This window comes from Chloroflexota bacterium (genome assembly GCA_020850535.1).
GTDB lineage: Bacteria > Chloroflexota > UBA6077 > UBA6077 > JACCZL01 > JADZEM01.
The window spans coordinates 42342-64649 of the sequence record JADZEM010000134.1 but is presented as its reverse complement, the minus strand read 5'-3'; the positions used below and the strand labels follow the sequence as shown (position 1 = coordinate 64649).

Here is a 22308-nt window from a genome sequence, read left to right as displayed (position 1 = left end):
TGAGGGCGTTTTCTGGGGGGGCGAGGTTGCTGATCATCCGCGCGTCCCCGTGGCGTGGATCCCCTCGCCGCTCTGGCGGGAGGCCGAATCCAGCGTGCTGGACGAGCGCTCAAACGGGTTCGGGACGGTGCGGCCGGCCAGGATGTCGGTGAAGGCTGTGGCCGGGTCCGGCTCGGGAGCAAGCTCGGCCAGCGTCAGCGCCTGGGCGATCTCCTCGCGGACGCTGTCCAGCAGGACCGCGTCCGCCGCCTCGTCGAGCAGGCCGCGCTGGCAGAGATCGGCGCGCAGGCGGCCAATCGGCTCGCGCGCCTCCCAGGCGGCGACCTCCTCCCGCGTTCGATAACGGGAGTCGTCGTCGTGGCTGGTGTGCGGCCCGAGCCGGTAGACCAGCGTCTCGATCAGCGACGGCCCCGCGCCGGCCTGCGCCCGCTGAACGGCTTCGACCACGATTCGATACGTCTCGGGCACGTCCAGGCCGTCGCAGCGCGTCGTCGGGATGCCGTAGCCGGCCGCGCGCTCGGCCACGCTGGCGGTCGGCAGCTGCCGCGCGACCGGCACCGAGATGGCGTACTGGTTGTTCTCGCAGATGAACACGATGGGCAGCTTGTGGATCGCCGCGAAGCTGATGCCCTCGTGGAAATCGCCCTTGCTGGTGGCGCCGTCGCCGAACCAGCAGAAGATGACGGCGTCCTCGCGGCGGATCTTCGCGGCGAGCGCCGCCCCGACGGCGTGCGGAATGTGCGTCGCAATCGAGGTTGAGGGCGTCGGCATGCGGAGGCTGGGCGAGGTGAAGTGGAACGGCATCTGCCGTGCACCGGAGAACGGCTCGCCCGCTCGATTCAGCGCGCCAAGGAACAGGTCGTAGGGGGTGATCCCGAGGGTGAACACCACGCCGATGTCGCGGTAATAGGGATAGACGACGTCCTGGCCGGGCCGGACGGCCCAGGCGCTGGCGACCTGTGCCGCTTCGTGCCCCCGCGCCGACGCCGAGATGCCGACTCGCCCCTGATGCGAGAGCAGGGTGATGCGGTCGTCAAAGATGCGCGTCAGGAGCATCAGCCGGTAGATCTTCAGCAGGTCAGCGCCGAGATCGGCGGCCGGGTCGCGGGTAGTCGCCACCGTGCGTTCCTCAGTATCAGTACGGGCGGTTCGTGCGGCTACATGGCTGGCGGTCGAGCCGCGTGCCGGAAGGATACCGGTTGTCCCCGCGGCGAAGCAGCCTCAGGGACGTGGCGCTGCTGGCGCCGCCTGTTGGGGCGTCAGGGTGTGGCGGCGCGCATCAGCCAGGAACGCACGCGCGTGCGGACCTGGGGCGGCGCAAACGGCTTGGTCAGATAGTCGTTCACGCCAGCATCGAAGCCGGCCTCAGTGTGCTCGGGGCCGGCCAGCGCCGTCACCAGCACGATCGGCACCCGCTGGAAGTACGGGTCGGGGTCCGCGCGCAGCGCCCGGCAGACCGAGAGACCATCGCGCTTCGGCATCTGCCAATCCAGCAGCAGGAGCTCTGGCCGCTCCGTGCGCGCCATCTGGAGCGCAGCCTCGCCGTCCGCCGCCTCCAGCAGCCGAAGCCCCTCCCGCCGCAGAATGGTCACCAGCAGCGTGCGGATCGCTGGATCGTCGTCGACGATCAGCACCGTGGGCAGGCGATCGGTCTCCGGCGGCGAGGGCGGCGCCTCGGCATCCTCGGCGCGGGCCTGCACAACCGTGGCCGGCCGCTCCGCAAGCGTGAGCGTCTGCCCCTCGGCTGCTGCCACCACCTCGAGCGCGGCCCCGGCCCGGGCCTTCGCCTGTTCCAGCACCCGGTCGATGCCCGCATCGTCGCGCGTCGGCTCGTGGTGGTAGAGCGCGAGCCGCTTGACGCCGGCCGCCAGGGCGTAGTCTACCGACCATTCGATGGTGGTGTGTCCCCAGCCGCGTTTGGCCGGGTACTCGGCGTCCGTGTACTGCGAGTCGTGGATGACGAGGTCCGCGCCGGCCAGGAATTCGATGTGGCGGCGATCCTCGGCGTGGATCGCCGCGTGGCCCGGCGTGGGCTGCTCGCCGGCCGGGCTGGACGCGTGCGGCTCATGGTCCGTGGCGTACACCAGCGTGACCCCGTTGACCTCCACCCGGTACGCCAGCGCGAGCGCGGGATGATTCAGGTACTGCGTGGCGATCTTCGCCGCCCCAAGCTGGAACGTCCCTTCGCCCAGGTCGTGGTAGCGGATGGTTGCGCCAAGCTGATCGAGCGCGACCGGGAAGTAGGTGTACTGCATCTGCCCGGCCAGGCTCGGCGCGACCTCCTGGCCCCGCCCGCCGGGCGCGTAGACGTCCCACTGGTCCCCCGGCACGAAGAGCGGCGCGAAGAACGGGAATCCCTGGATGTGATCCCAGTGGAAGTGCGAGATGAAGAGGTGACCGTGGACCGGCTGGGTGCGCTGGCGCAAGAGATCCAGCCCCAGGTTGTGGGCGCCCGTGCCGCAGTCGAAGACCAGCAGCGTGCCGTCGTCGAGGCGGACCGCCGTGCAGGACGTGTTGCCGCCGTAGCGGAGCGTCGTCGGCCCCGGCTTGGGGAGCGAGCCGCGTGTGCCCCAGAATTGAATCTGCACGGACGGCCTCCCTCCCCGCTGACCCGGGTGGCGATGATCTGCACCGTCGTGGCGATGATCTGCATGGTAGCGGAGGCTGCGGACTCGTTGCCGGGGAGTCACAAGACTCTGCTACAATGAGCGAACGTGGCGTTGAGCCGCGCCTTTGCGTGCGCGCGTATCGCCAGGGCCGCCCGGCCAGTTTGGTCCCGGGGGCTTTTGTACCTCCAGGGATGTGACACTCATGCCCAAGCTGAAGACCCACAAGGGGGCTGCCCGCCGCATGCAGTACAGCGGCTCGGGCAAGCTCATGCGAACGCGGCAGATGAAGAGCCATCTCCGCCGGAACAAGTCGAAGCGCACCTCGGGTGAGCTTGACGAGATGTTCGTCGTGGCGAAGGCCGACCTGCCTCGGCTGCGTCGTCTGATCCCCTACGCCAAGTAAGCGATCTCATCACGTAACGCCCGAGGCTTCGGGTACCGCGAGAGGACATCATGGCCCGAGTCAAGCGCGGCGTCACACAGCACGCGCGCCACAAGAAGATTCTTGAGCTCGCGAAGGGCTTTCATTCCGGCCGCAGCCGACTGCACAAGACCGCGAACGAAGCGGTCCTGCACTCGCTGGCCTACCAGTACCGGGATCGCCGCAACAAGAAGCGTGATTTCCACCGGCTGTGGGTCATTCGCATCAACGCGGCGGCGCGTGCCAATGGGCTGAGCTACAGCCGGCTGATGGCTGGCCTCAAGGCGGCCGGCGTCGAGATCAATCGCAAGATGCTCGCGGAGCTTGCTGTCTCCGACGCGGCGTCGTTTACCAACCTGGTGGCTCTGGCTCGGGAGAAGAGCCAGGCGAGCGAGGTCGCTACCGCCTGAGCACCCGAGATCGCAAGAGTCGCCAGGGTCGCAAGACACGGAACGGCTCGCGCGATGGACTGTTGAGCGCCTTCGTCGAGCCGCGACGAAGGCGCTTTTTTCGTCCTGAGTACGGTCAAGATGACCCCTCACCCCCGCCCCGCTGCGCGGCGGGGCGGTGAGGGGGAGCGACTCGGTGGAGAGCATTCGGATGGACGACTGGCGAGGCAAGATCGACTCCCTGCGCGAGCAGGCGCTGACCGAGCTGGCGGTGGCGCACGAGCCTGACGTGCTCGAAAAGTGGCGCGTCGGCTACCTGGGCCGGCGCGGTGCGCTCACCGACGTGCTGCGCGGCCTGTCCGGGCTGCCGGCCGACCAGCGTCCTGCCGCCGGGCAGGCTGCCAACGAGGCCAAGAAGGCGCTTGAGGTTGCCCTCGAAGCCCACCTCAGCACGGCGCGTGCGTCGGCGTTGTCGAAGGCGCTCGACGCCGAGCGCATCGACGTGACGCTGCCGGGGCGGCCGGTCGTGCGGGGCGGCCTCCACCCGACGACCATCATCTTGCGCCAGATCGCCGGCTTCTTCCAGTCGATTGGCTATCAGGTGGTTGAAGGCCCGGAAGTCGAGCTGGACAAGTACAACTTCGAGATGCTCAACATCCCGGCCAACCACCCGGCCCGGGACATGTGGGACACCCTCTACGTCTCGCCGCCGGAGGTGCTGCTCCGCACCCACACCTCACCGATGCAGGCGCGGGTGATGGAGGCAAAGGTCGCCGAGGCGAAGGCGGCCGGCGTCGAGCCGCCGCCGGTGCGGGTCGTGGTGCCCGGCCGCTGCTACCGCTACGAGGCCCAGGACGCCACGCACGAGTGGATGTTCTATCAGGTCGAGGGTCTGGCGGTGGACAAGGGCCTCACGATGGCCGACCTGAAGGGGACGCTGTTCGCCTTCGCCCAGCACATCTTCGGCTCGAAGGTGAAGGTCCGCTTCCGCTGTGACTACTTCCCCTTCGTGGAGCCAGGCGTCGACATGGGCATCTCGACGCCAGAGATCAAGGGCGGTGACTGGCTGGAGATCCTCGGGGCCGGTATGGTCCACCCTCGGGTGCTTCGCATGGCCGGCTACGATCCTGAGAAGTACAGCGGGTTCGCCTTCGGGATGGGGCCGGAGCGCATCGCGATGCTCAAGTACGGCATCACCGATATCCGCCAGTTCTACGCGAACGATCCGCGCTTCCTGGAGCAGTTCGTCTCATGAAAGTGCCGTTGAGCTGGCTCCGTGAGCTGGTGGATATCGATCTCGATAGGCTTCCGCTGCCGGATCTGGTCCACCGTCTGAACATGTCCGGCACCGAGGTCGAAGCGGTTATCCAGGTCGGCGCGGAGTGGGACGGCGTGGTCGTCGCCACCGTCGTCGGGCTGGAGCCGCACCCGAACGCCGATACCCTGTTCGTGGCGACACTGGACGACGGCAGCGGCGTGCCGGTCACGGTCGTGACCGGCGCAACCAACCTGAGGGTCGGCATCCAGGTGCCCTACGTGCGCCCGGGCGGCACGCTGCCCGGCGGCCGGGTCATCGAGGCGGCGACCCTCCGCGGCGTCGCCTCGGCCGGCATGGTCTGCTCGGCCGACGAGCTGGGGCTGACCCCCGACCGCTCCGGCATCCTGATCCTGGACGAAACGTACGAGAACGGGGCCGATCTGAAGTCCCTGTTCGCGGATACGGTCCTCGATCTGTACATCACGCCGAACCGTCCGGATACCATGTCCGTCGAGGGCGTTGCTCGGGAGATCCACGCGATCACCGGCGCGCCGTTCCGCCGCGTGCCGACCACGCCGCCGTCTGGCAGCGTGCCGTCTGGCAGCACGATCGCCGTATCGGTGCCTGCGCCGGACCTGTGCCGGCGCTTCACGGCGGCGTACATCGCCGACGTGAAGGTCGGGCCGTCGCCGCTCTGGCTGCAGCGGCGGCTGCACATGGCCGGCGTCCGCCCGATCAGCAACGTGGTCGATGCGACCAACTACACGATGCTCGAACTGGGACAGCCGCAGCACGCCTTCGACGCCGACGCCCTCGGGCCGGTGATCCAGGCGCGGCGGGCCGCTCCCGGCGAGCGGCTGGTGACGCTGGACGACGTCGAGCGCATCCTCGACCCCGAGATGCTGGTCATCGCGGACGCCGAGAAGCCGGTCGCGGTGGCCGGCGTGATGGGCGGCGGCCCGACGGAGGTCAGCGACACCACCCGCAACGTCCTGCTGGAGACGGCGAACTTCCTGCCGGCCACCATCCGCAAGACCTCGTCGGCCCTGCGGCTCCCCTCCGAGGCGTCTCGGCGGTACGAGCGGGGCGTCGATCCAGGGCTGGCGCTGCGGGCCTCGCAGCGAACGGTCCAGCTCTTGACCCAGATCGCTGGCGGCATCGCGCCGGCCGACATCGTGGATGTCTATCCGACCCCGATCCCGCCGCGCGAGATCCTCGTCCACGAGGATGAGATCGGCGGGTTGCTGGGCCATGCCTACAGCCGTGAGTTGGTGACGCGGGTGCTCACGTCGCTCGACTTCAAGGTTGAGCCGTCCGAAGGTAAGCTGCGGGTGACCGTGCCCGGCCACCGGCAGGATGTCGAGGGACGGGCTGATCTTGCGGAAGAGGTCGCGCGGATCACCGGCTACGACGAGATCCCGACGACGCTCCCCACTGGCTCCCCGCCGGAGCCGTACGTCGAGCCGCTGCGGGCTGCCGGCGACACGGCCAAGGACGTGCTGACGGCAGCCGGTCTGCGCGAGGTCATGACCTACTCGCTGGTCGGGCCGGGCACGGCGGCGCGCCTGAGCCTGAACGGCCCGGCGAGCAACGGTATCGCCAGCAACGGCACGGCTGCTCAGTGCGAGGTCCCCGTCCACAACGCCATCTCGGCGGACCTCAGCGCCCTCCGCACCGAGCTGCTGACCAGCCTGCTCGGCGTGGCCCGCTCGACGCTGCGGCATCGGGATCGCGTGGCTATCTTCGAGCTGGCGCGGGTCTATCTGCCGCCGATGCAGCCCTTGCCGACCGAGCGGATGCGCCTGGGGCTGGTGATGACCGGCGCGGCCGGCATCACGGCCTGGAACGCCCCCGCCCGGCAGACCGACTTCTTCGATCTGAAGGGCGTGGTCACCGAGCTGCTGGGGCGCTTCAACGTGCCTCACCGGATCGTGGCGGCCGTCGCGGACGGATTCCACCCGGGGCGCTGCGCGCAGGTGAGCGTCGGGATGGGCGACGGCGAGGTGGTTGGCTACCTGGGGCAGCTACACCCGCTCGTGGCCGAGCGCTTCGACCTGGAGGGCCGCGAGGTCTACGTGGCCGAGCTGGCGTTCGACACCATCATCGAGGCGGCCGTCGGGCAGCCGCAGCTCGAGCCGCTGGCGCGCTTCCCCGGGCTGGACCGAGACCTGGCGCTGCTGCTCGACCGCGACGCCTCCAACGCGGCCGTCGAGCAGACCATCCGTACCGCTGGCGGCCCGCTGCTGGAGCGTGTCGCCCTGTTCGATCTGTATCAAGGCCCGCAGGTGGCGGCCGGCAAGCAGAGCCTGGCCTACACCCTGCGGTTCCGTGCCTCCGACCGGACGCTCACGGACGCCGAAGCCGACGACGCGATGGCGAGCATCGTCTCGTCGGTCAGGCAGCAGTTCGGGGCCGTCATTCGCGGCCTCGACGCCTGAGCGTGGTCCTGGCGGGGCACTGTCAGCAAGGAGCAAGTAGACGTGGCACAGGAGACAGACGCCCACGTCGGGACCGACAAGAACGAGGAACCCCTCACCCCCCGGCCCCCTCTCCCGCGCGCGGGAGAGGGGGAGCCATCCAGGGTACCTCCCCTCTCCCCTGAAAGGCCGTGGAGAGACGGCGAAGCCGAGAGGCTCCATGGTGGGGAGAATGGGGTTGGAGGTGAGGGGGCACCTGCGCCGTCCCCGAAACCCGAAACCCAGAACCCGAAACCCTCCTTCTCCACCGGCCCCCTCGAGTTCGACAAGCTCGTGGTGATGGTGGCGGCGCGCACCTCGTTCTCGGCGGGGCGCGAGCTTGCCATGGCCCTCCAGCCGTCCGCCGATGCCTTTGTGGTGGAGCGCTTGCAGCAGACCACCGAGGAGGCCCGCCGCCTCCCGACCCTCAAGCCCGGGCTGACGCTCGGCGGCGCGCACGACATCCGCCAGTCCACCATGCGGGCCGATCTCGGCGGCGTGTTGCAGCCGCTGGAGCTGCTGGATATCGCCTCGACGGCGCGCGTCGCCCGACTCTGGCGCGGCACGGTGCTGCGGCTGCGGGACGGCCTCCCGAGGCTCGCCAACATCGCCAACCGGCTGGCCGACCTGCTCCGGCTCGAAGAGGAGATCGGCCGGTGCATCGAGCCGGGCGGCGAGGTTCGCGACGAGGCCAGCGCCAAGCTGCACCAGGTGCGGCGCGATCTCAGGATCGGCCGCGACCGCATGATGAGCCAGCTGCAGTCGCTGCTGAACAGCATGCGGACCTCGTTGCAGGACGCCGTCATCACCCAGCGGAACGGGCGCTACGTGCTGCCGGTGCGTTCCGAGGAGCGGGGCCGGATCAAGGGCATCGTCCACGATCAGTCGGCCAGCGGCCAGACGCTCTTTATCGAGCCGCTGCCGATCGTCGAGGCCGGCAACCGCATCCGCGCGCTCGAATCGGAGGAGCGGCACGAGGTCGAGCGGATACTCCGCGAGCTGAGCAATCGGGTGGCGATCCACCGCGACGAGCTTGACGGCTCGGTCGAGGCGCTGGCCGAGCTGGATCTCCATCTCGCGAAGGGGCGGCTCGGCGACGACATGAACGCCGTCCGCCCGACCCTCAACGAGCTGCCTCGACGCTCCGGCAAGCCCATCGTGCGGCTGTTCGAGGCGCGGCACCCGCTGCTGCGTGGCAAGGTCGTGCCGCTGACGCTGGAGCTGGGCGGTGACTTCGACGTGCTGGTGATCACCGGCCCCAACACCGGCGGCAAGACCGTCGCGCTGAAGACGGTCGGGCTGCTCTCGCTGATGGCCCAGGCCGGGCTGCAGATCCCGGCCGGCGAAGGCTCCGAGGTCGCCGTCTTCCAGCGGGTCTTCGCGGACATCGGCGACGAGCAGAGCATCGAGCAGAGCCTCTCGACGTTCTCCTCGCACGTCACGCACATCGTCCAGATGCTCCAGCCGGCTGACCATGCCACCCTGGTGCTGCTGGACGAGCTTGGCGCGGGGACCGATCCGCAGGAAGGCTCGGCGCTGGCCCGCGCGATCCTGCTCTATCTCCGAGACAAGGGCGCGTTCGTGATGGGCACGACCCACTACTCGGAGCTGAAGGCATTCGCGCACGGGACGGCCCGCGTCGAGAACGCCTCCGTCGAGTTCGACACCCGTACGTTGGCCCCGACGTACCGGCTGCTGGTCGGCGTGCCCGGGCGCAGCAACGCTCTGGCGATCGCCGGACGGCTGGGCGTGCCGCCGGAAGTGATCGAGCATGCCCGGTCGCTGCTCAGTCCGGAGGCCGTCCAGACCGAGGAGCTGCTGGCCGAGGTCCAGCGGGAGCGGCGGGCAGCCGAGGCGGCCAAGCGCGACGCCCGCCGCGAGGCGGCCGAGGCCGACAAGCTGCGGCGTCGGTTGCGCGACGAGGTCCGTCGGACCGAGCAGGAGCGGGCCGAGATCCTGCGGCAGGCCCGGCAGGAGTCCGAGCAGATGCTGGCCGAGCTGCGCCGCGAGGCCGACCGTCGCCTGCGCGACCTGACGGCTTCGGGGGGAGAGCGCCGACGGCTGCGCGAGGCGGCCGACGCTGTGCGTGCGCTCGAAGTGCCGATCCGCCCGATCCCGCCGCCGATGGCCGCGCCGCCCGAAGAGGATGTGCCCGTCGAGGTCGGGCCGGCTGATGTCAGGGTCGGCTCGGAGGTCGTGGTCCCGCGCATCGGGATGGCCGCCACGATCGTGCACCTGGAGCCGAACGGCGACGCCGAATTGAACGTGCGCGGCATGCGGGTCCGCGTCAAGGCCGCCGAGCTACGGGACGCCCGCGCCGCCACCCGGAAGGATCGGCAGGAGTCGCAGCGTGAGGCCCCCTCCGTGCTGGTGCGGGACAGCAGCGCACCGGTCGCGCCGTCGTTGCAGCTCGATCTGCGCGGACTGCGGCGCGACGAGGCGGCCGAGGCGCTCGACCGCTACCTGAACGACGCTTACCTGGCCGGGCTGCGCTCGGTCAGGATCGTGCATGGGAAGGGGAGCGGGGCGGTGCGGGCGGCCGTCCGCGAGCAACTGCGGGGGCACGCGCTGGTCTCCCGCTTCGAGCAGGCCGACCAGCGCGAGGGCGGCGACGGCGCAACCGAAGTCACGATCGCGTCGTGACCAGGATGGAGGATTCAGGGTTGATGCCTGAGGTTGTTCCGCTGCCCGAGCCGACGGCCCAGGTTCCGATGCTCTTCGGCGAGCGGGCGACGTCAGCCCTCCTGCCGTGGGCGTGGGCCGTCGAGCGGCTGACGGCCGCGCGCAACTACTGGGTCGTGACGGTGCGGGCGGACAGCAGCCCGCACGCCCGTCCGCTCTGGTGCGTCTGGCTGGAGGATGGCCTCTGGTTCACCACCGGCTCGCAGGCGGTCAAGAGCCTGCGAGCCAACCCGCACGTCAGCGTCAACCTGGAGGATGGCAGCGAGAGCCTGATCGTCGAGGGCGTCGCAGAGGCCGTGCGGACCGCTTCCGACCTGGAGCGGTTCTGCGCGGCGTACAACGCCAAGTACAGCCATACGGCTGTCCCAAGCGGCGACGAGATCGCGGACGCAGACGGGCCAATCGGGCCGGCCTTCCGGGTGCGGCCCAGCAAGGTCTACGGCTGGCAGGCTGACATGGGCGACCCGACGCGCTGGACGTTTCCGGAGGCAGCGCCGTCGTGAGAGTCGAGCGCGCCATACCCAATCTGTAGCGCGGCGGCGTGTCCCCCACCCGATGTCAGCCAAAACGGGCGGGGGACACGCCCCCGCGCTACGGGCCGGCGCTCTGCCCAGTTGCCAGACCTGTCGCGCCGCTTCCTGCCGACTGCTGCACGATCTTGCCGCCCTTCATCACCATCCGGAGGTCGTAGAGGACGTGCGGATCGGCCGTCGGGTCGCCGCCCACGACGATCAGGTCTGCGAACTTGCCCTGTTCGAGCGTCCCGACCTGCCCATCGACCCGCAGCGCTTCGGCGGCGACCCGGGTCGCTGACTGGATCGCCTCGTGCGGCGTCAGCCCGAGCCGGACCAGCAGCTCGATCTCCCGCCGCACCGAGTTGTGCGGCACCAGCGGCGCGCCGGTGTCCGTGCCGGCCGCGATCTTCACGCCGGCCGTCTTCGCCAGCATGATGCCGCGTGCGCTGGCCTCGGCCATCAGCCGGCCCTTGCGGACATACTCCTCGTTGAAGGTCGGGCCGGGCGTGGCTTCGGCGACGTTGAAGAACCAGGCCAGCGTCGGCACCAGGAACACGCCGCGCTTCGCCATCTTCTCGGCCAGCTCGCGCGTGAGCTGGTTGCCGTGCTCGATGGTGTCCGCTCCCGCCTCAATCGCCGTCGCGATGCCCTGCTCGCCCTCGGCATGGATCGCGGCAACCCGGTGCGCCTTGCGGGCCTCGGCCACCGCCGCCTGCAGCTCGTCCAGCTCCAGTTGTGGCGACCACGGCTCGTCGTGGTGCAGCCCGTAGACGCCGCCCGTCGCCAGCATCTTGAGCAGGTCTGCGCCCTCCTTGAGCTGCTGGCGGGCGGCCTTCCGCGCCTCGTATGGGCCGTCCACCTCGACACCCATCGGATGACAGTGGCCGCCCGTCATCACCAGCGGAGCGCCGGCCGCCAGGATGCGCGGGCCGGGGATCACACCGGCGTTGACGGCGTCGCGCACGGCGAAGGCCACGCCGTTCGGGCAGCCAACGTCGCGGACGGTGGTCGTGCCGCCGAGCAGCGTGTCGGCGGCGTGCCGAACGGCCCGGACCGTGCCCATCGGGACCGACTCGCGGGCGCGGATCTCCTCGGGGTTCGGCGCCGCGCCGGCCCAGATCAGGTGCACGTGGGCGTCGATCAGCCCCGGCAGGATGGCCGCGTCTCCGAGATCGACGATCTCCGCGTCAGATGGCAACTGCCCGCGCCGCACCACCTCCACAACCCAGGCGTCCTCGACCAGGACCGTCCCCGGGTGGATCGGGCCGCCGGTGCCGTCGATGATCCATCGCGCGCGGTAGCCACGAAGCGCCATCGGGCCGCCTCCTCCCGTGCCTCAACCGCCCGGATGGTACCCCACGCGCTCTCCTGTCGCGCGACGCGTTCGAGCGGGCCCGCGTGCTCGCACGCGAGCGCCACGTCTCAGTCGCCGACCTCCTGGCGGGGCTGCTCGACCAGGAACAGCGCCGAACTATCCGCCTGCGGCCCGCTGGCTCGTGATGGGGGCGGGTCAGCACTGCCAGGGTGTGCGGTAGAGGACGGCTGGCCGCTCCTCGCCGATCGACAGAAGGTCGTCCGAGTTCGGACGGAACGTCAGCCCTTCGCCCTTCGCGCCGTCTGACAGGTGGAAGACACGCGGCGGCTCGTTCCACATGGCGTCGATGCCGCCGCGATCCGGGACCTCGAAGAGGAGGATGCTGGCGTAGGTCCGCAGCGCGATGTGCTTGCCGTCCGCGGAGAACGCTGCATCCGTCACCTGCCCGCTCGACGGGTCGAAGCCACGCACGTTCACCACGTCCACGATGTCCGCCACCATCACCTGCTCGCTGTCGAGCGGCAAAGGCAGCCGAAACACCAGGCTCATGCCGCTGGCCTCGCGGGTGATCAGCAGGATCTCGCCGGTGATCGGGTGCACCAGCATCGCCTCGGTGTTGTGGTTCAGGCCGGGGTAGCTGAAGCGGAACGCCGTGGCTGGCGCAGTCTCGCCGCCAGAGGAGGGGTCCGGCTCGGGGATCCGCCAGATGGTGAGCTGACGGCGCTGATGGTCGTTGTCGCCGACGTCGCCCACGTAGAGCGCGTGGCCGCCGGCGCCGTCTGGCCCGAGCTGCAGCGCTTCCCAGTCGCCGTTTGACGCGCCGGTGACGCGGAACGCGCCCAGCGCTGCGCCGTCCTCCCGGAAGGCGAACAGCTCAGGGGTGTTGCCTGAATCGTTGAGGGTCCAGTAGACGCCCGGCCACTGGACGCTGGCCGCAAGCCCCGAGGCCTCGCGGATGGCCGGCTGGTTGACCTGGACCATCCGCTGGGTCGGCGTGTACTGGCATTCCGCCTGCCTGAACGACGAGGCGACTGGTAGGTGCTGGCTCGCCGCGGCCGGGGTCGTCGGCCCGATGCTGGTCACCAGCGCCGACAGCGCGGCGACGCCTAAGACGAGGCCCCTGCTTACCGTGTGCCGAACGCTCTTCACGACCATGCCCGCTCCCTACCCCAGACGCTCGCACTGTCCGCGTTCCTCTCACGATACGGGTTGTCGGCCAGGATTGGTACCCTGGCAACCAACGGTCAACCTGATTGCAACACAAGTGCATACTTCCTGGAGGCGGCGCACGGTGCGGAGCCCTGGAGAGCGACGCGCCTGGATCCGGTACCGGGCTGGCCGGCCGGACTCCGAGTCTGAGCGGGAGATCGATCCGTACGGCGTGGTGTACCGGGTCGGGCGTTGGTACTGCGTCGGGTACTGCCACCTGCGTCAGGAGCCGCGCGTCTTTCGGCTGGATCGCGTGCTGGAGGCCAGCCTGCGGACCGAGACGTTCACGCGCCCGGCCGGCTTCGACAGCCTCGCCTACGTGGTCCGCTTCGTTGGCGACGCTGCCCAGTGAGCTGACGCTCCACGTCCTGATGCGGACCAGCCTGGAGCAGGCCCGTGGGTGGGTGCTGCCGGGCGTGGGCGTCCTGAGCGAGGTCGAGGGCGGCGTGACCCTGACCGGGTTCGTGCAGCATATGGACTGGATGGCGCGCTGCCTGGCCGGCTTGCACTGGCCCATCGGGATCGTCGAGCCGCCCGAGCTGAAGACGGCCATCAAACGGCACGCTGCTGCGCTGGTCGCGGCGGCCGAGGCGCATGGACTGTAGGTACGCCGGCGCTTTCGTCGTCCTCGGAATCGTTGACGCTGGCCGCCCCCACCGCGATACTCGCCCTCAGTCACACTGACGTGCACCACGCGCCGAGGCGCGTGCGGAGGAGGACGATCCGTGAAGATCGGCATCGGCGTGCCGACCACCATCCCCGGAACCCCAGGCGACCTGCTGCTGGAGTGGGCGCGGCGAGCAGACGCCAGCGGCTTCAGCAGCCTGAGCTTCATCGACCGGATCGCCTACGACAACTACGAGGTGATGACGACCCTGGCCGCGATGGCCGCCGTGACCGCCAACGTACGACTCCTGCCAGCCGTCATCCTCGGCACCACGCGGAGCGCCGGGCTGCTCGCCAAGCAGGCCACGACGGTGGATCGCCTCTCGAACGGGCGGCTCTCGCTGGGGTTGGGCATCGGGGCGCGCACCAGTGACTACGACGCCGTTGACCTGACCTTCCACGACCGTGGCAGGCGCTTCGACGAGCAGCTTGCCACGCTCAGGCGGCTCTGGCGCGGCGAGCCGTTCTCGGAGACGGTCGGTCCGATTGGCCCGGCTCCGGTCCAGCCGGGCGGCCCCGAGCTGCTGATCGGGGCGTTCGCGCCATCGGCCCTGAAGCGGGTCGGGCAGTACGCGGATGGGTACATCGGCGTGCGGACGCCGCCGGACATCGCCGCCTGCTTCAAGCTGGTGGAGGAGGGCTGGCGCGAGTTCGGGCGCGCTGGCCGGCCGCGCTTCGTGGCGCTCAACGCCTACGCGCTCGGGCCAGACGCCCGGGAACGCGGGCAGGCCACCGTGCGTCACTACTACGCCTACTGGCCGGAACGGGTGGACTTCATCGCCGAGAGCACGCTGACCACGCCCGAGTCGATCCGCGACTGGGTGCAGGCCTGCGAGCAGATCGGCGTGGACGAGGTGCTGCTCAACCCGACGATCGCCGACCTGGATCAGGTGGCTCGCCTGCGCGACGTGGTGTAGGCGCGCGCCGCCGGCCGCCCGGCCCGAGACAAACTGACACCTCAGGAGAGGGACGATGGTGCAAGGCGTGATCGTCCTGGTGGCGCTCGTCGCGATCACCTGGACGCTGGAGATTCTCGACTGGATCGTGCCGGGCCGCTGGATGGACTCGTTCGGGATTCACCCGCGCAGCCTGAGCGGGCTGTTCGGCATCTTGCTGGCGCCGTTCCTGCACGGCAGCTTCGCGCACCTCAGCGCCAACACGATCCCCTTCCTGACACTCGGCTTCCTGGTGATGCTGCGGGGCATGGGGACGTTTATCGGCGTCTCGTTGCTGGTGATGGTGCTTGGCGGGCTGGGCGTCTGGCTGCTGGCGCCGGGCAACACCGTCCACATCGGCGCGAGCGGCCTGATCTTCGGGTACATCGGGTATCTGCTGGCGCGCGGCTACTTCGAGCGCAGCTTTGGCTCGCTGGCCATCGCGCTGCTGGTGGCCGTACTCTACGGCGGCGCGCTCTGGGGCGTCCTGCCGAGCGACCCCCGCATCTCCTGGCAAGGCCACCTGTTCGGGTTCCTGGCCGGCGTCTCGACGGCCGGAGTGCTCCGGCCGCAGCACACCGCCGCCCTGTAGGGTCCCTGCCAGGTCGCCCTCTGACGTTGCTGCCGGGCCGCCCTTCCACGCCGGAGGGGCGGCTTCTCCGTGTCTGGTGTGAGAACGCCGCCGGACCGCTTCGTCAGGAAACGTTCAGCCTCGCTGGAGCCGCACGTCAGGCCCCACAGGGACGATGTAGTCATCACCCGTGTGGAGGCCACGATGCTGAACCCGATCAGTCGATTCTTCGGGCTGTTGGGCCGGCTCTTCGAGAGCGGCTCCGAGCGGATCGAAGACCCGACCTACGCGCTGGAGCGGGCGTTCTCGCAGCAGATGAAGGCGCTCGACGAGACGCGGCGCGGCCGGCTCGAGCTGGAGACGATCAATGCCCGCCTGGAGATCGAGGCCCGGCAGCTTGCCGACGGCGTGGGTGCGTGCCAGGAGCAGGCGCGGCGGGCGCTGGTGGCGGGCCGCGACGACCTTGCCAGGATCTCGCTGGCGCGCCGCGAGGAGCTTGACGAGCAGCTTTCCCGCACCCAGTCCGAGCGTGAGCGGCTGGATCACGAGCGCCAGGGCCTGCACCGTCAGGAGACCGAGCTTGCCGGGGCCGTCCAGTCGTTCCGCTCGCGCAAGGAAGTCCTCAAGGCCCAGTACGGTGCGACGCAGGCCCGCTTGCGCGTCGGCGAGGCGCTGACCGGCTACAGTCGGACCGTCACCAGCGTCGGCCAGGACGTGCGGCGCTTCGAGGACAGACTGCTCACGATCCAGGCGCGCACCCGCGCCCTGGAGACGGTGGCCATCGGGCCGGCGCTCGGCAGCGTGATGGCGCCCAGCTACGTCGACCGTGAGCTGGCCATCGTCTCAATGCCGCCGCGCATCGAGGAGGCGCTCGATCGACTGCGCGACGAGCTTGGCTTGCCCGCGCCACACCATACCGTCGAGGTGAAGGCCGTGCCCGCGCCGGCCGCCGCACAACCTGAGCGCGCGCCGGCCGAGACCATCACGCCCGTGGAAGCTGTCACGCCCGTGGTGGCTAGCAAGCCCGTGGTGGCTAGCAAGCCCGTGGAGGCAACCCTGTGAACCCTGAATCCCCGAGTTTCGGCGCGAGGCTGCGGGCTGGTCTCGCTCGCTCCCTTGCTGCCCTGGGCGGCGGCTCGCGTCGCCTGGAGTCCTGGACGGCCCGCTCTACACGAACAGTGGTGCTCGGTGCGATCGCGCTCACGGTGCTGGCGGCGGTCGGGCTGGGCCTCGCCTTCGAGGGCCGGCACGCGCTGGCCTGGTTCGGCGGCCACGACCGCCCGCCGCACGCGCGGCTCGCGCCGCCGAACCGCTTCGAAGGCAAGCCGGAGGGCGGGTTCGTCGGCAAGCCGCACGCGAAGCCTGAAGCGCCGCGCCCGGCTGGCCCTGGTGGCCCCGGTGGACCGGGCCGACCCGGCGGGCCGCCGCCTCCGCCTGCTCCGCCGGCCCCACCGGCGCCGTAGCGCACCGTCCGGAAGTGGCCCTCACCCCCCGACCGAGGGAGGCCCTCACCCCCAACCCCTCTCCCTGTGCGCGGGCGAGGGGGAGACACACGAGACGGTCGTTCCTCCCCCTCGCCCGCGCACAGGGAGAGGGGGCGGGGGGGTGAGGGCCTTTGCCACAGCAAAGAATCAATCTTCTTCAAGTCCCGACGACGCTGCTGCACTGTTGAATGCCGGCACCATGGTCACGTAGACTCGCCGCAGAGGCGTGATGCCCAGCTTCAGGACGGTGAGAGTCAAGATGGTGCAGCAAACCCGCGAAGTGACCCGCGCAGAGCAGTACTTCGAAGAGGCCAAGAAGGTCCTTCCCGGCGGCGTCACCGCGGCGGCCCGCATCCATCGCGGGACTGGCCTGCCGTTCGTGGCGGCGCGCGGCAAGGGCTCCCGCGTCTGGGACGTGGACGGCAAGGAGTACATCGACTTCTGTACGTCCTTCGGCGCGAGCCTGCTCGGGCACGGCCACCCAGACGTCGTGGCGGCCGTCGAGGAGGCGTTGGCACGTGGGATCCTCTGCTCGTTCGAGATGGAGGAGCAGGGCGAGGCGGCCCGTCGCCTGACGGAGATGGTCCCGAGCGCCGAGCTGGTCCGCTTCACGACCTCCGGCACCGAGACGACCTGGCACGCGATCCGCACCGCGCGCATGTACACCGGCCGCGACATCATCGTGAAGTTCGAGGGGCACTTCCACGGCTATCACGACTACCTGGGCTACAGCACCTGGCCGGACCCCGAGCAGGCCGGCCCGTTCGAGAGTCCGGCCACCCTGCCAGAGAGCGGCGGCATCCCGGCCGGCCTCCAGAGCTACGTGACGGTCCTCCCCTTCAACGATCCCGAGACGCTGGAGCGTACACTGCGCGCCCGTGCGCACGAGATCGCCGCTGTCATCATGGAGCCGATCAACTTCAACTCGGGCGGCATCATCCCGACCCCGGAGTTCCTTCAGGCCGTCCGCAGCCTGACGAAGGAGCTAGACATCGTCCTGATCTTCGACGAGATCCTCTCGGGGTTCCGCACGGGGTCGAGCTGCGCCCAGGGCTACCTCGGCGTCACGCCGGATATGTGTACGTTGGGCAAGGCCATCGGCGGCGGCCTCGCGCTCAGCGCGTTCGCCGGCAGCCGCGAGGTCATGGGGGCCGTCTCGCCGCTGGGCGGGGCCGTCCACAGCGGCACTTTCAACGCGCACCCGTTGCCGATCCTGGCCGCGAACGCGTTCCTCAAGCTGGCAGAGCAGGCCAGCTTCTGGGAGCATTTCGAGCGGCTCCAGGAGCGGCTCTACCCGAACCTGCGCGACATCTTCCAGCAGGCGGGCCTGCCGGTCCAGGTGCAGGGCGTCGGCAACCGGTTCTGCCTGAACTACGGCCTGGAAGCGGAGCCGACGAACTACCGCGACTCGATGAAGTACGACAAGGCCCTGGCTGCCCGCTTCCAGGCGGTTGCCCAGGAGGAGGGCGTCTACCTCCATTCGCTGTGGCACTCCGGCCTCTCGGCGATGCACACCCTGGAGGACATCGACCTCGCGCTGGAGCGGCTGGAGCGCGCCGCGAAGCGGGTGGCCGCCGGCACGGCCTGACCTCGCGCCCACTTCTCCCCACTCCGTGCCACGCAGGTTCAGGGCCGCCGGCTCAACGGTGGCGGCCCTGTGCGTTGCCAGGACAGCCGGAGCACCGGCCCCGGCTGGGTACTCGCGGAGCACATCTACGACGACTGAGTCGTCAGGCGCGCACCAGCAGCGCCACCGCCTGGGCCGCGATCCCCTCGGCGCGGCCCAGCGCCCCAAGATGATCGGTGGTGGTGGCCTTGACGCTCACAGCGTCCGCGGGCACGCCGAGCGCGTCGGCGAGCCGCTCGCGCATGGCGGCGATGTGTGGGCCGATGCGCGGCCGCTGCGCGATCACCGTCGCATCGACGTTGCCGATGCTCCAGCCTTCAGCCGCCAGCGTCTGCGCCACGGTTCGCAGCATCTCGATGCTGTCCGCTCCCGCCCATCGCTGATCCGACGAGGGGAACCACTGGCCGATATCGCCGCGATTGGCCGCCCCGAGCAGCGCGTCCACGACGGCATGTACCAGCGCATCGCCGTCAGAGTGGCCGGCCAGCCCGTGGGTGTGTGGGATCTCGACGCCGCCCAGCACCAGCCGCCGGCCTGCCGCCAACGCATGCACGTCCAGCCCGGTCCCGACCCGAGGCAGGTTCGGATGTCGTGCGGTCATCGTGCGGACGCCAGCGTCATCGGAAGCGCACCACACGCTCTCACGACGGACTCACCGCCGGCTGGCAACGGGCCTTCACCGCGGCCCCACGTCTTCGGACGAGACGCCCGACGCGGCCAGCAGCGCCCGCGCGATCTCCAGATCCTCGGGCGTGGTGATCTTGAAGCCCTTGACCTCGCCTTCAAAGACGCGGACCGTTCCCCCAACCTGCTCGATCAAGGCGGCTTCGTCGGTGGCATCCTCGTCGACAGCGGCCATGGCCCGTCGGAGCAGGTCCATCCGGAACAGTTGCGGCGTCTGGACGGTCCAGAGCTGCGCGCGCGGCGGCGTCTCCAGCACGTTGCGTGCGGCGTCCACCCGCTTGATGGTGTCCCGCGCGGGCAAGGCGGCCACGCAGGCGCCGGTCTCCTGGACTTCGGCCAGTCCCCGCACGACGAGCCGCTCGGTGATGAACGGGCGTGCGGCGTCGTGGATCAGCACCCAGGCGCACTCGGCGAGCGCGTCCAGGCCGGCCGCCACCGAGTCGCGCCGCCGCTCTCCGCCCAGGACGGTCCGGGGGCGCAGCCGGGCCGGCACGGACCGTCCGACCAGCCGCCACGTCTCATCTTGCCGCTCGTCGCTGGACACCACCACCAGGCGGTCGAGCGCCGGGCAGGCGGCCAGGGTGGACAGGCTCCAGGACAGCACGGGCCGACCGCCGAGGTCGGCCCAGAGCTTGTCGAAGCCCATGCGCGTGCTGCGGCCGGCCGCGACGAGGATCGCGCCGACGAGATCGCCGCCGATCACCCGTTTGTGCCGTCTCGGGCGGGTGGCTCGTTGGCCCCGGCCGAGCGCAGGTGGGCGAAGACCATCCGTCCGGCTGCCGTCTGCAGCACCCGGGAGACGACCACGGTGGCCGTCGTGCCGAGGCCGCGCCGCCCGTTCTCCACCACCACCATGGTGCCGTCTTCGAGGTAGCCGACGCCCTGGCCGACCTCCTTGCCCTCCTGGATGACCTTGATGCTCATCTCCTGGCCGGGCAGCACGATCGACTTGACGGCGTTCGCCAGCTCGTTGACGTTCAGCACGCGGACGCCCTGGAGGCCGGCCACGCGGTTGAGGTTGTAGTCGTTGGTGATGATCGGGCAGTTCAGCTTGCGGGCGAGCTGCACCAGCAGCGCATCGACCTCGATGCCCGGCTCGCCATCATCCTCGTGGATGACGAGTGGGACGGTGGCGTCCTTCTGGAGCTTGTTGAGGATGTCGAGGCCGCGCCGGCCGCGCGCCCGCCGCATGGCATCCGCTGAATCGGCGATGTGCTGCAGCTCGCGGAGGACGAAGCGCGGCACCAGCAGCGGTCCTGGTATGAACCCGGTCAGGCCGATGTCGGCGATGCGGCCGTCGATGATGCTGCTGGTATCGACAACGCACGGACGGACGCTGTCCGTCGCCACCGGGGCCGGCTCGTCCTTCATCTTCGAGCCGGGGACGAGCGGCAGCAGCTCCTTCTTGTGGGCCAGCATGGCGGTCACGCCGAGATAGGCGAGCGCGAGGCTCGCCCCGATGGGCAGAAAGCTTCCCAGGTACCAGGGCAGGTAGGACAGCGGGATCGCGACCAGGACGCCGACGAGCAGTCCGAGGACCGCACCGACTGCCGCCGCCAGGACATCGCTTGCGGGCATCTCGGTGGTCCGAGCGAGCGCCCAGAAGAACGGTCTGGTGGTCAGGGCAGGGGTCAGCGCGAAGGCGAGGACGAAGGCAGCGACGGCGCCCGTTCCGATGATAACGGTGAGCAGATAAGGCCAGGGGGCGAGGAACGAGGGCATGGGCGTCAGGGCGCTGCGCTCCACCTCGGCAACTGCGAGGGCAGCGATCACACCACCCACGAGCCGTAGCACCATTTCGATGCGTACGAGAGTCATGGGGGATACCTCAGGGGCGTGAGCCGTAAACGGTCTGGCGGCTGGGCCGATCAGACCTCGGCGGGCAACGGTACTCGCGGCGGGCCTCCTTTCCACGTCCAATCGTGCTCGGCGCTCGCGCCTGGCGACCACCGGTGACCGGGAGCCGTCCCTGGCTCATGCGTCGTGGGAACTCTAGCGAGCAGCGCAGGAAACTTCAAAGAATCTACGAGCGGGCCACCGCTGCGCGTCCTCGATGATGGAGCGCAGCCACGATGCGGTATAGCGGGTACTCGGGTAGCGAGGGCGGAGTCGATCAGGTGATGATGTACACGGACCACGAGTTGGAGGCGATGCTCGCCGACCCGGAATCAGACCTTGTCGAGCGCAAGGAATCGTTCCGGGGCGATGTCCCCACCAGCGCCCGTGAAGCCGTGTGCGCCTTCGCCAACGATCTGCCGAACCACCGGCGCCCGGGCGTCTTGTTTGTTGGCGTGCGCGACGACGGCTCGCCATCCGGCCGCCCGGTCACGGACGAACTGCTCCGCCAGCTCGCAGATATCAAGACAGATGGCAATATACTCCCCCCGCCGACGCTCGTGGTGGCGAAGCGTATGCTGCGCGGCTCCGACGTAGCTGTCGTCGCGGTGACGCCGGCAGATGCCCCGCCAGTTCGCTTTCGGAGGCGCATCTTCATTCGGACCGGGCCGCGACGGGGCGTTGCGACTCGACCCGGCGTCGGCGGCGGCCGGCGGCGCGCTTCTTCATTCGGACCGGGCCGCGACGGGGCATTGCGACGGCCCAGGATGAGCGGCTGCTGTCGGAGAAGCGGCGTCATCGAGATACCCCGTTCGATGCGCAGCCGCTCCCATCAGCGCGGCTCATCTCTCACCGATCTCGGACGCTACTATTTCGAGGAGCAATATGCTACCGGCGGCGTTTGCGCCGGACGTCCTTGAAGCGAACGACCGCACCTGCGAACAGCGCCTGGCCGCCACCAAGATGATCGCTGCGACGGACGACCCTACACCGACGGTTCTGGGCGTCCTGGTGCTGTCCCATCGGACTCGTGACTTCCTGCCGGGCGCCTACGTTCAGTTTCTACGCATCCAGGGCGCGACGCTTGCCGATCCCATCGTGGATGAGCTGGTCATCGACGGCGGGCTGGATGACGTGCTCCGTCGTGTGGATGACAAGCTGATCTCCCACAATCGGATGGCTGTCGAGTTCACCAGCAGCCCGGTTGAGGTGCGCCGCCAGCCCTATCCGCTCGCGGCGCTCCAGCAGCTCGTCCGCAATGCGATCCTGCACCGGACCTATGAAGCAACGCATGCCCCGGTCCGCGTCACGTGGTTCGACGACCGGATTGAGATCATCAACCCCGGTGGACCTTTCGGCACTGTCACGGCTGACACGTTCGGTCAGCCCAGTCTGACCGACTATCGCAATCCGAATCTTGCAGAGGCGATGCGGGTGCTGGGCTACATCCAGCGGTTCGGAGCAGGCATTCCGATTGCGCGGCGGGCGCTCGCGGAGAACGGCAACCCGCCACCCGACTTCCAGGTGCTGTCCACGCATGTGCGGGTGACCGTCCGGCCGGTGCAGCCCTGACGATCTACGGCTTTGCACCAACCATGCGAATCTCCATCATGGAGTGCAGACAACGTTTGATGCATCTCGTATGATGGTG

The 22308-nt window shown here is 69.7% G+C and carries 20 protein-coding genes and 1 pseudogene; 14 read left to right on the top strand and 7 right to left on the bottom strand.

Going from position 1 to position 22308, the window contains the following annotated elements; genetic code table 11:
• Positions 1-33: 33 nt before the first annotated feature.
• Together IT306_19575 and IT306_19570 are read right to left on the bottom strand one after the other, a co-directional pair.
• Complete coding sequence (locus IT306_19575; GenBank protein ID MCC7370630.1) at positions 34-1056, bottom strand: thiamine pyrophosphate-dependent dehydrogenase E1 component subunit alpha; 1023 nt, start codon at positions 1054-1056, stop codon at positions 34-36.
• Positions 1057-1259: 203 nt separating this feature from the next.
• Positions 1260-2582, bottom strand: coding sequence for a response regulator (locus IT306_19570; protein MCC7370629.1), 1323 nt, complete (start codon positions 2580-2582; stop codon positions 1260-1262).
• 229 nt (positions 2583-2811) lie between these two features.
• Here IT306_19570 and rpmI point away from each other — a divergent pair, with 229 nt between their 5' ends.
• The 6 genes from rpmI to IT306_19540 all read left to right on the top strand — a co-directional run bounded on the left by rpmI (position 2812) and on the right by IT306_19540 (position 10318).
• Positions 2812-3012 carry a 50S ribosomal protein L35 gene (rpmI, locus tag IT306_19565; GenBank protein ID MCC7370628.1) on the top strand — a complete coding sequence of 67 codons (201 nt, stop codon included), beginning with the start codon at positions 2812-2814 and terminating at the stop codon, positions 3010-3012.
• 50 nt (positions 3013-3062) lie between these two features.
• Positions 3063-3440: a 50S ribosomal protein L20 gene (gene rplT, locus IT306_19560; GenBank protein MCC7370627.1), complete on the top strand. Its 378-nt coding sequence runs from the start codon at positions 3063-3065 to the stop codon at positions 3438-3440.
• A gap of 190 nt (positions 3441-3630) precedes the next feature.
• A complete protein-coding gene (pheS, locus tag IT306_19555; protein ID MCC7370626.1) occupies positions 3631-4674 on the top strand; it encodes a phenylalanine--tRNA ligase subunit alpha in 1044 nt (347 codons plus the stop codon).
• On the top strand, positions 4671-7115 hold the full coding sequence (locus IT306_19550) for a phenylalanine--tRNA ligase subunit beta (protein MCC7370625.1): 2445 nt from the start codon (positions 4671-4673) through the stop codon (positions 7113-7115). The genes pheS and IT306_19550 overlap by 4 nt, the downstream gene beginning before the upstream one ends.
• Positions 7116-7433: 318 nt before the next feature.
• On the top strand, positions 7434-9776 hold the full coding sequence (locus tag IT306_19545; protein ID MCC7370624.1) for an endonuclease MutS2: 2343 nt from the start codon (positions 7434-7436) through the stop codon (positions 9774-9776).
• Between the two features lie 23 nt (positions 9777-9799).
• A complete protein-coding gene (locus tag IT306_19540; GenBank protein MCC7370623.1) occupies positions 9800-10318 on the top strand; it encodes a pyridoxamine 5'-phosphate oxidase family protein in 519 nt (172 codons plus the stop codon).
• Positions 10319-10406: 88 nt separating this feature from the next.
• On the opposite strand, the gene IT306_19535 is transcribed toward IT306_19540, so the two are convergent.
• Positions 10407-11645, bottom strand: a complete 1239-nt coding sequence (locus IT306_19535) for an amidohydrolase family protein (protein MCC7370622.1) — start codon at positions 11643-11645, stop codon at positions 10407-10409.
• A gap of 195 nt (positions 11646-11840) precedes the next feature.
• Complete coding sequence (locus IT306_19530) at positions 11841-12800, bottom strand: hypothetical protein (GenBank protein MCC7370621.1); 960 nt, start codon at positions 12798-12800, stop codon at positions 11841-11843.
• Between the two features lie 136 nt (positions 12801-12936).
• On the opposite strand from IT306_19530, the gene IT306_19525 reads away from it, so the two are divergent.
• From IT306_19525 to IT306_19495, 7 genes are all read left to right on the top strand, one after another.
• The gene (locus IT306_19525; protein ID MCC7370620.1) at positions 12937-13206 is read left to right on the top strand and encodes a WYL domain-containing protein; all 270 of its coding nucleotides are present in this window, start codon (positions 12937-12939) and stop codon (positions 13204-13206) included.
• Positions 13187-13459, top strand: coding sequence for a hypothetical protein (locus IT306_19520; GenBank protein MCC7370619.1), 273 nt, complete (start codon positions 13187-13189; stop codon positions 13457-13459). The genes IT306_19525 and IT306_19520 overlap by 20 nt, the downstream gene beginning before the upstream one ends.
• A 132-nt stretch (positions 13460-13591) precedes the next feature.
• Positions 13592-14437, top strand: coding sequence for an LLM class flavin-dependent oxidoreductase (locus IT306_19515; protein MCC7370618.1), 846 nt, complete (start codon positions 13592-13594; stop codon positions 14435-14437).
• A 55-nt stretch (positions 14438-14492) separates the two neighbouring features.
• The gene (locus tag IT306_19510; protein MCC7370617.1) at positions 14493-15047 is read left to right on the top strand and encodes a rhomboid family intramembrane serine protease; all 555 of its coding nucleotides are present in this window, start codon (positions 14493-14495) and stop codon (positions 15045-15047) included.
• A 183-nt stretch (positions 15048-15230) separates the two neighbouring features.
• Complete coding sequence (locus IT306_19505) at positions 15231-16088, top strand: PspA/IM30 family protein (GenBank protein MCC7370616.1); 858 nt, start codon at positions 15231-15233, stop codon at positions 16086-16088.
• Positions 16085-16489 carry a hypothetical protein gene (locus tag IT306_19500; GenBank protein ID MCC7370615.1) on the top strand — a complete coding sequence of 135 codons (405 nt, stop codon included), beginning with the start codon at positions 16085-16087 and terminating at the stop codon, positions 16487-16489. The genes IT306_19505 and IT306_19500 overlap by 4 nt, the downstream gene beginning before the upstream one ends.
• A gap of 280 nt (positions 16490-16769) precedes the next feature.
• A complete protein-coding gene (locus IT306_19495; GenBank protein ID MCC7370614.1) occupies positions 16770-18098 on the top strand; it encodes an aspartate aminotransferase family protein in 1329 nt (442 codons plus the stop codon).
• Positions 18099-18240: 142 nt separating this feature from the next.
• Here the strand turns inward: IT306_19495 and IT306_19490 are convergent, their stop codons facing one another.
• The 3 genes from IT306_19490 to IT306_19480 form a co-directional block, all read right to left on the bottom strand.
• The gene (locus IT306_19490) at positions 18241-18738 is read right to left on the bottom strand and encodes a 2-C-methyl-D-erythritol 2,4-cyclodiphosphate synthase (protein MCC7370613.1); all 498 of its coding nucleotides are present in this window, start codon (positions 18736-18738) and stop codon (positions 18241-18243) included.
• Positions 18739-18813: 75 nt separating this feature from the next.
• Positions 18814-19524, bottom strand: a complete 711-nt coding sequence (ispD, locus tag IT306_19485; protein MCC7370612.1) for a 2-C-methyl-D-erythritol 4-phosphate cytidylyltransferase — start codon at positions 19522-19524, stop codon at positions 18814-18816.
• Positions 19521-20639 carry a PIN domain nuclease gene (locus IT306_19480; GenBank protein ID MCC7370611.1) on the bottom strand — a complete coding sequence of 373 codons (1119 nt, stop codon included), beginning with the start codon at positions 20637-20639 and terminating at the stop codon, positions 19521-19523. The genes ispD and IT306_19480 overlap by 4 nt, the downstream gene beginning before the upstream one ends.
• 305 nt (positions 20640-20944) lie before the next feature.
• Between IT306_19480 and IT306_19475 the strand changes: the two are divergent.
• Positions 20945-22229 (top strand): annotated as a pseudogene (locus tag IT306_19475) (putative DNA binding domain-containing protein).
• Positions 22230-22308 lie beyond the last annotated feature (79 nt).